Raw genomic sequence first — 7,780 nt, forward strand, 5'->3', positions numbered from 1 at the left:
GGCGGGCGCCGTCCTCAGATGAGCGCGTGGCCCCACTTCTTTTCGATCTCGTCCGCTTCCTCGTTCGAGAGCGCCGAGGGAGTCGGGAAGCGGTCGAACCATTCGAACGGGCGGCACGCGTTGAGGATCAGCTTGGAGTTGGTGGTGTTACCGGAGCTGCGCTGCGCTGGATGGATGCGCGGGTCGAGCGACGAACTCCAGCCGTCCCGAACGATATCCGCGGCCTCGGACGGCTCGCAGCGGGTCGTGATCGCCCACAATACATCGCCGATATTGGACGGATCGATGTCGTCGTCGACCATCACCACGAGCCGTCCCAGGTATGAATTCGCGGCTGCGATCATGCCCGCGCGCTTCGCATGCCCCGCGTATCGCTGCTTGAGCGCGATCACCGTCATCGTGGTGGAGACGTGCTGCCAGACGCCCGCGATATCCGTGATGCCCGCCGCTTCCAGGTTGGTCCAGATGCCCGCTCCCCGCAGCGGCAGGCCGAAATGGTGCCGGGGCGGCTTCAGCGGCGGCGAGCCGAACAGGATGGGATCGTCGCGGTAATACGCCCCGCTCACTTCCATCACCGGCGCCGGGCGCTTGTCGGCCGCGTAGTAGCCGGTGAACTCGCCGAACGGTCCTTCATCCAGCGAGGTTTCCGACATCGGCAGCAGCTGACCTTCGAGAATGATCTCCGCCAACGCCGGGATCGACAGGCCGGTCTGCGGCGCGGGATATACGTCGATAGGCGCGCCCTTGATCGCGCCGGCGAAGTCGAACTCCGAGACACCTTCGGGTAGGTACTCGAATCCCGCTGAAAACAGTGCGGGATCCTCACCATTGACGATCGCAACCGGGCACGACTGCCCCTTGCTCCAGTATTTTCTCGCGATGATGGCGCCGTGACGCCCCGGATGGTCGAATTGAATCGTCACGCGTTTCGGACCATGCACCTGTACCCGGTAGATCGACGCATTGACCCAGCCGGTATCCGGATCGCGCATGACCACCAGGCTGCCCGAACCGATGTACGGGCCGCCGTCACCGCGATGCCAGATCGGCGCGGGGAAGCGGCCGAGGTCGACATCCTCGCCCTGATGGCAATTCGCCATGAAGGGCGCTTCCGTCACGAGCCGTGGCGCGAGCGGCTTGAGCGTGCCGCGCCGGTCCTTCCAGCACTTGAGCGCATCGAGCGGCCGCAGGAACGGATCGACACCGAGCGCGAGTGCCGCGCGCTGCGGTGTCATCGTCGCGTTGCTGAAGATCCGGAAGCCAGGCTGGTAGCCCGCGATGTTATCGAACAGGAGCGCGGGCGGATTCGCCATCCCCGCCGCGACCTCGGTCACCCCACCGATCTCGTATGCCGCGTCGGCGCCATCGATACGCCTGAGCGCACCCAGTTGATCGACCTGTTCTATGAATTCACGCAAATCCCGATAACCCACTTTGCCACTCCTCTATTGACGTTTCTCTCCCGCGGCGCCGGCTAGTACTTCCTGAAGGCCAGCGTCGACATCGACAGTGCGCCGATCAGGGCCGCCGCGGGCAACACCGACAGTCCGACATTGAAGCTGCCGGTCGTTTGAATCAGGAAGCCGATCAGCAACGGCGAGAATGCCGCGACGATATTTCCCAGCCCGTTGTGAAAACCGATCCCGGTGGCCACCGCGCCGGGCGGCAGGATGCGCAGCGCCAGCGCGAATTGCGGCGGCATGGCCGCGCCCCAGAAGAACGAGCTTGCGGTGACCATGAGCGCGGCCGCGTCGGCGCTGGCGAACTGCGTCACGAGATACATGGAAATGCCCGCGAGAAACAGCGCGCAGGCGCTCACGATGGCGCGGCGCTGGAGCCGGTCGGACAGCCACGAACTCAGCGCCATGCCGAAGAACATGGTGACGAAGGGCAGCCATGCGTAGATGCCTGATTTCTGCAGATCGAAGTGGCGCGAGCGGACCAGGTAGCTGGGCAGCCAACTGTTGAGCCCCCAGAGGTAGATGAGGCCGCAGGTGTTGAACAGGGTCAGCGCCCAGAAGCGCCAGTCCTTGATGAACTGCAGTACCTGCTGCAAATAGGGCACCTTCTGCGCGGTGCGATCGATCACGGCCTGGGCATCGACAGGCACGTCCGGCCTGTCCTTGATCAGCAGCAGGACCAGCGGAAGAACGATGACGATGTTCAGAAGCGCATAGGCATAGAAGGACGACCGCCAGCCGAACGCGCCGACCAGATGGATCGTCAGTGCAAAGCCGATCGCCGAGCCGAGCGGACTTCCGACCAGCCACATGGCATTCGCCCTGGCCTGTTCACGAGGCGGGAACCACTGCTTGACCAGTGCGTTGGTCAACGAGAACTGCGGACCTTCCGCGATGCCCAGCAGGAGCCTGAACATGAGCATCGCGCTGAAGCTGTTGGTTGCCCCCATCAAGGCCATGGAAATGCCCCAGACCGCCGCGCCCGCGGCCATGGCGCGCTTCGGACCGAACATGTCGCCCGCGAAGCTCAGCAGCAGCCCCGACACGCCGTATGCGAAGACGAACGCGGTCATCAGGAGACCGAGCCGCGCCGGGTTGTAGCCATGCCCCATCGCGTTTTGAAAGGCCGTGTCCGTGAAGAGAATGGCGACGCTGATCCGGTCGAAGAACGCCGAGATCACCGCGAGAAACAGGACGCCCGCGATCAGCCAGCGCCGTCTGCTGACACGCGCCACCGATGGCTCGAGCGCCGCGTCGGCCAAGTCGTTCAACATCTGCATGCTCTGGTTCCTCTAAAAAGATCGTCCGGATTACAGGTTGCCGCTGCCCGATCCAAGGCGCGCGGACGTCAATATGCAGCATGTCAAAATGACTGACAATCCTACGGATGATATTTTTATTTTCGCCCCTTTCGGTGCCCGATTTTGGAGCCTCACTTCAAGAAATTTTGCATAAAATCACCTTTTTAAAGCACTTTCTTCATCAGTGCACCGATATGCTTCCTGATAGCTGGACAGTTCATTTTATATTATTCAACTAATATAGTTGACAAACAAATCGACGCGCAGGAAGATCGCTTCGCAGCGGCCGGCGATCAGCGCCGGCCAAGTGGGATGCGAGGACACGTGAATGAGTGGTGGCACTGATAGCTTCAAAAGCGCGATGCGGCTGCTGGTTGGCGGCGTCACGCTGCTCACGACGGCGAACGGGAACGAGCGTCGCGGAATGACTGCGACGGCGGTCTGCTCGCTGTCCGTCGATCCGCCGCGCATACTCGCCTGCGTCAACCTGCAAGGCGCCACCTATCGCGTGATGGCGGCCGGCCGCGCGATGACGGTGAACCTGCTCGGCGCCAGTCATGAAAACCTGGCCCGCCGCTTCGGCGCGGGTTCGGCTCATGCGGATGATCCGTTCGCGAGCGGCAACTGGTCCACTGGCAGCAACGGCGCGCCCAGGCTGCTCGATGCCCTCGCCGCTTTGGAATGTTCGATCGAGGAGATGATCGTCACCCGGACGCACGCCATCGTGATCGGCGATGTACGGGATGTGATCGTTACGGGCGATCCCCGGCCGCTGATTTACGTTAACGGAAGCTTTCGTCACGTGGATGCGCTCGAGCACGTCCCGCCATCCCGTCCCGCCCAGACAATTCAATAAGCAAATCTGATCATGTCCGTTACCGAATCTCCAGTCATCAGCGACTCCAAGCGGATCGCGGCAAACTCCATGCGCAGCGGCACCGATTACATCGCCAGCATCAGGCAAGATGGGCGTCAGGTATTCCTGAATGGCGAAATCGTCGGCGATGTGACGGTTCACCCGGCGTTCAAGGGTGCCGTGCAAACGGTCGCGCGTCTTTACGACATCGCGGCCGCCCCTGAGAACCGTGAGCTGATGACGTTCCGGTCGCCCACCAGTCACAGCCCGGTGTTGCGCTGCTATCAGATCCCCGGCACGATCGAAGCGCTTGCCGAGCGGCGCCGGATGTCCGAGAAATGGGCCGAAGCCACCTGCGGGCTGATGGGACGATCGCCGGATCACGTGGCGGGGTTCCTGAGCGGATTCGCCGCGAAGCCGGAGGTCTTCGGCGCGGCGGGTCAGTCGTTCGCCGACAACGTAACGCGCTTTCACGCCTATGCGCGCGACCATCATCTCTACGCCGCGTATGCGATCGTGCCGCCACAGATCGACCGGAGCAAGCCTGCGCACCAGCAAAGCGACCCCACGCTGTATGCGGGCGTGGTCAAGGAGCGCGACGACGGCATCGTGCTCAAGGGCGCGCAGCAATTGGCAACGGGCAGCGTCCTTGCCGACTACCTGTACCTGAGCTGCATCCATCCGCTGAATCCCGGCGACGAAGCGTACGCGAACGGCGTGATGATCCCGATGAACGCGCCGGGGCTCAAGGTCTATTCGCGCCGCTCTTTCGCCGAGGTGACGTCCGGCACCTTCGACTATCCGCTCTCCAGCCGCTTCGACGAAACCGATTCCCTGGTAGTGCTGGACGACGTCTTCGTGCCATGGGAAAACGTCTTCGTGTATCGCAACCGGCAGATCTGCTGGGACCAGTGGTGGAAGACGCCATCGCATTCGTACGGCAACCATCAGGCGCAGGCGCGCTATGCAACCAAGCTGCGCTTCATGCTCGGCCTGACCAAGCGCATCAACCAGTTGACCGGTAACGACGCCTTGCCGCCCGTGCAGGTTCAGATGGGTGAAATGGCGTCGATCGCGACCATCGTCGAATCGATGGTAATCGCGCAGGAAAGCCTGGGGTCGATCGACGAGCAAGGTGTCGCGTGGCCTTCCAAGGCCGTGCTGTACGCCGTGATGGCGCTGCAGTCGCAGCTCAACCCGAAGATGGTGGACATCATGCGCGAGCTGAGCGGCGGCTCCATGATCATGCTGCCGTCCTCCGAAAGCGACTACGACAATCCGGCCATCGCGCAGGACCTGGAGCGCTACGTAGCGTCTCCCGGTAGCACGTCGCGCGAACGCGTGGCGCTGCTCAAGATGGCATGGGACATGGTGGGCACCGAATTCGCCGGACGCCATCAGCAATACGAAAAGTTCTACGGCGGCGCGTCGTTCCTCGTGAAGCAGAACATGGCCCGGGCCTACGATTTCAAGCGGGCGACGCAGATGGTGGACGACCTGCTCGCGCTCGATGACTGACGCCCCTGTGCACGCGCTCCTGTTATCCTGCCACCTCTTTCAGGAGGCGCGCATACCGAAGTGGGTACGCAGCGCCGCCGCATTGTCATAAGAGAAGAGGCCCCGATGCGCGACCCGCTCGAGCCACGCAGGCTCGCCGCCGAATTGAAGGTTGTCAGGGAAGCCCGCGAAACCGCGGAGAAGCATCCGTATTTTCGCGGTGTTGCCAATGCGCGCTATGTGTTGCGCAAGGTGTTCCGTATTGTCGAGGAGCAGGCGAGAGCGTTGGGGCTTGATTCGATCGATCATCAATGCCTGATCCAGATCTACGGCAGTGCGGACCGGCGACTACGAATCAAGGAACTCGCCTCCCGCATGGACATTTCGCAGGCGTTCGCGTCCAATGTGGCGCGGACGTTAGTGGAAAAGCGATACATCATCCGGGTTCCCTGCGACGACGATCTGCGTTCCCATTTCCTCGAGATAACGGATACCGGCATCAAGTTGCTGTGCGAGATCGATGATGCAGTCAGAATGCACGTCGACTACTTCACGAAGCAGCTGTCGAGCAATGAACGAGAGATGACGATTTACATCATGATGTTCTATGTCGGCCTTTAGGCCGGCGATGTCAGCACGGACGTGTGCTGCGCAACTCTCAACGAGACGGGCTTCAGTTCCCGAGCGCATTGGCCTGTTCACGCATGATGAACTTCTGAATCTTGCATATTTGCATCGAAACCCTTAATAGCAGGTCGTAGACGGGAGCGTTAAAAACTTAGGGGTATTGTGTTCCGTGTTCGCTCAGGGCTGTTAACTATTCAAGAGTTGTGTTAACGTAACTTTTTGAGTTGTATATGGTGAAGTGAGATGCTGCTTGGAGGATTGTTTTCGGAATTGGTCGACCAACGCGGGGCGAGAGGCAAGCGTTATCAGCAGGAGCCACTGCTGTGCGCATTATTGCTGGCCGTGTTGTCAGGCGCGACATCATTGAGAAAAATGGAGCTTTTCATCGAAGAGCGACTCGGGCAACTCAATGCCTTGTTCGGTACGTCATGGAAGAAAGCGCCCACATGCGTTGGAATTCGCCGGTTTCTGCTGAGGCTCGATGCGACGACAGTTGAAGAGGTCGTTCGCCGACATGCCGAAAAGCAAGTGTCGACGCAGCCAGGAATACAGTTCATTGCGCTCGATGGAAAAGCGCTGCGAGGAAGTGCGTCGCGTGTGATGGACCTGCGCGCACGGCAGTTGGGGTCGGCTTTTACGCAGGATGACTTAATTATCCTGGGGCATCTTGAAGTGGTTCTGTCGCAATAAGGACTTTTGCACGACGGCAGCCACTATATGTAGTGCTCACGCGGTCGTTTTACCTGTTCTGTTGTGGGTGACCGAACGTCCAATTTCTTATTGCGACAGAGCCGCCGGTGGGCAGGAGCTGGCGCATGGATGAAACGTATGTCGGAGTCGAAGGCCAGTGGAAGTATCTTTACCGGGCGGTGGACAAGGCCGGTAAAACCATTGATTTCCTGCTCAGAACCAAGCGGGACAAGGTGGCAGCACGGCGCTTCTTTGACAAGGCAATCGGTCAGAACGGCTCGCCCGAAACAGTGACTATCGACAAAAGCGGCTCCAATCTGGCCGCTCTGCACGCGGTAAATGCCGAGCGCGAGACACCTATCAAGATCCGTCAGGTCAAGTACCTGAACAACGTGGTCGAGCAGGATCATCGGGCCATCAAACGCATCACCCGGCCGACGCTGGGGTTCAAGGATTTTCACTGCGCGCGCGTTATTCTGAGTGGCATCGAGTTGATGAACATGATCAAGAAAGGACAGATGAAATGTCGGGGCAAGACTCCGCTGTCTGCCGCCCAGCAGTTTTACTCGTTAGCTTCATAAGTAATCCTCCGCATAGCGCCTCCGCTCGACTCACCATTCTTATTGCGACGGAACCCGTAAACAGGTCTCGCCCTGACTGATCCTGGAGCGACAAAATGACCCCAGTTTTGACAGCACCTTAACGAATTAACGACGCATCATCGAACGGTTTGCTTCCGCTCATCTTCTCAACACGTACCTGCCATCCTTATGAATGACTTTTCCACGGTCGCTCACCACCGCGCCTTTTGAACGCAGCAGCACCGGGCGGTTTGAAGCCCGCTCCTGCAAGCCGGCTTCGGGAGGCCTACTCGCATCTTCAGTACAGCACCACAAGCTTTCGCTTGTGTTCGTGACACACTCTCGTCTATCCGCCAGCTCCTACCAACCGGCCGTTTGCGGCGGCGAAACTCTTTCTCCAGCACCGGCAACAGCTTGATGGCCCGGCGGCGCACAGTCGAATGATCAACCGAAATGCCACGCTCAGCCATCATGTCTTCAAGGTGCCCAGGCTCAGCGGATAGGCCACGTACCAGCGCACGCAAGTCAGGATCACGTCGAGCGGATAATGCAGGCGTTTGAGCACTCGGGCGACCGCCGGATTCAACATCTTCATCGAGCTTTCAACTGTTCGTGTCGTTCCGCACATCATACTGGACCACCTTACTGCAACAGAACCAAGTGCATCACAGGTCGGCTCTTTTCAACGCGATTCTTGTTCTAATGCCCAAAACGCCGATTTCAGCCATTTCGAAGCACTTTTACGTTATCAATCATTGCGTGTCCCAC

General features: G+C 59.9%; 6 protein-coding genes and 2 pseudogenes. 5 read left to right on the plus strand and 3 right to left on the minus strand.

Going from position 1 to position 7,780, the window contains the following annotated elements; translation table 11 throughout:
• Window positions 1–14: 14 nt before the first annotated feature.
• Window positions 15–1,433 (minus strand): UbiD family decarboxylase, encoded by a 1,419-nt coding sequence (locus HB376_RS30990; RefSeq protein WP_213767487.1) that lies wholly within the window; start codon window positions 1,431–1,433, stop codon window positions 15–17.
• A 41-nt stretch (window positions 1,434–1,474) separates the two neighbouring features.
• Entirely contained in the window at window positions 1,475–2,740 is a 1,266-nt protein-coding gene (locus HB376_RS30995) for an MFS transporter (protein WP_213767488.1), read from the minus strand.
• Between the two features lie 349 nt (window positions 2,741–3,089).
• Here HB376_RS30995 and HB376_RS31000 point away from each other — a divergent pair, with 349 nt between their 5' ends.
• The 5 genes and pseudogenes from HB376_RS31000 to HB376_RS31020 form a co-directional block, all read left to right on the plus strand.
• Window positions 3,090–3,617: a flavin reductase family protein gene (locus HB376_RS31000; RefSeq protein ID WP_213767489.1), complete on the plus strand. Its 528-nt coding sequence runs from the start codon at window positions 3,090–3,092 to the stop codon at window positions 3,615–3,617.
• Between the two features lie 12 nt (window positions 3,618–3,629).
• Window positions 3,630–5,135: a 4-hydroxyphenylacetate 3-hydroxylase N-terminal domain-containing protein gene (locus tag HB376_RS31005; protein WP_213767490.1), complete on the plus strand. Its 1,506-nt coding sequence runs from the start codon at window positions 3,630–3,632 to the stop codon at window positions 5,133–5,135.
• A gap of 105 nt (window positions 5,136–5,240) precedes the next feature.
• Window positions 5,241–5,735: a MarR family transcriptional regulator gene (locus HB376_RS31010; RefSeq protein ID WP_213767491.1), complete on the plus strand. Its 495-nt coding sequence runs from the start codon at window positions 5,241–5,243 to the stop codon at window positions 5,733–5,735.
• 249 nt (window positions 5,736–5,984) lie between these two features.
• Complete coding sequence (locus HB376_RS31015) at window positions 5,985–6,431, plus strand: transposase family protein (RefSeq protein WP_213767492.1); 447 nt, start codon at window positions 5,985–5,987, stop codon at window positions 6,429–6,431.
• A 104-nt stretch (window positions 6,432–6,535) separates the two neighbouring features.
• Window positions 6,536–7,012 (plus strand): annotated as a pseudogene (locus tag HB376_RS31020) (IS6 family transposase); the annotation flags it as partial.
• 338 nt (window positions 7,013–7,350) lie between these two features.
• Here HB376_RS31020 and HB376_RS31025 read toward each other — a convergent pair.
• A pseudogene (locus tag HB376_RS31025) lies at window positions 7,351–7,607 on the minus strand (IS6 family transposase); the annotation flags it as partial.
• Window positions 7,608–7,780: the final 173 nt, after the last annotated feature.

It is taken from the genome of Caballeronia sp. dw_19, assembly GCF_018449515.1.
Taxonomy (GTDB): domain Bacteria; phylum Pseudomonadota; class Gammaproteobacteria; order Burkholderiales; family Burkholderiaceae; genus Caballeronia.

Excerpts from the sequence above, each read along its gene's own strand:
- HB376_RS31010 (WP_213767491.1), top strand. The coding sequence starts at position 5,241 with ATGCGCGACCCGCTCGAGCCACGCAGGCTCGCCGCCGAATTGAAGGTT.
- HB376_RS31005 (WP_213767490.1), top strand. The coding sequence starts at position 3,630 with ATGTCCGTTACCGAATCTCCAGTCATCAGCGACTCCAAGCGGATCGCG.
- HB376_RS30995 (WP_213767488.1), bottom strand. The coding sequence starts at position 2,740 with ATGCAGATGTTGAACGACTTGGCCGACGCGGCGCTCGAGCCATCGGTG.
- HB376_RS31000 (WP_213767489.1), top strand. The coding sequence starts at position 3,090 with ATGAGTGGTGGCACTGATAGCTTCAAAAGCGCGATGCGGCTGCTGGTT.
- HB376_RS31015 (WP_213767492.1), top strand. The coding sequence starts at position 5,985 with ATGCTGCTTGGAGGATTGTTTTCGGAATTGGTCGACCAACGCGGGGCG.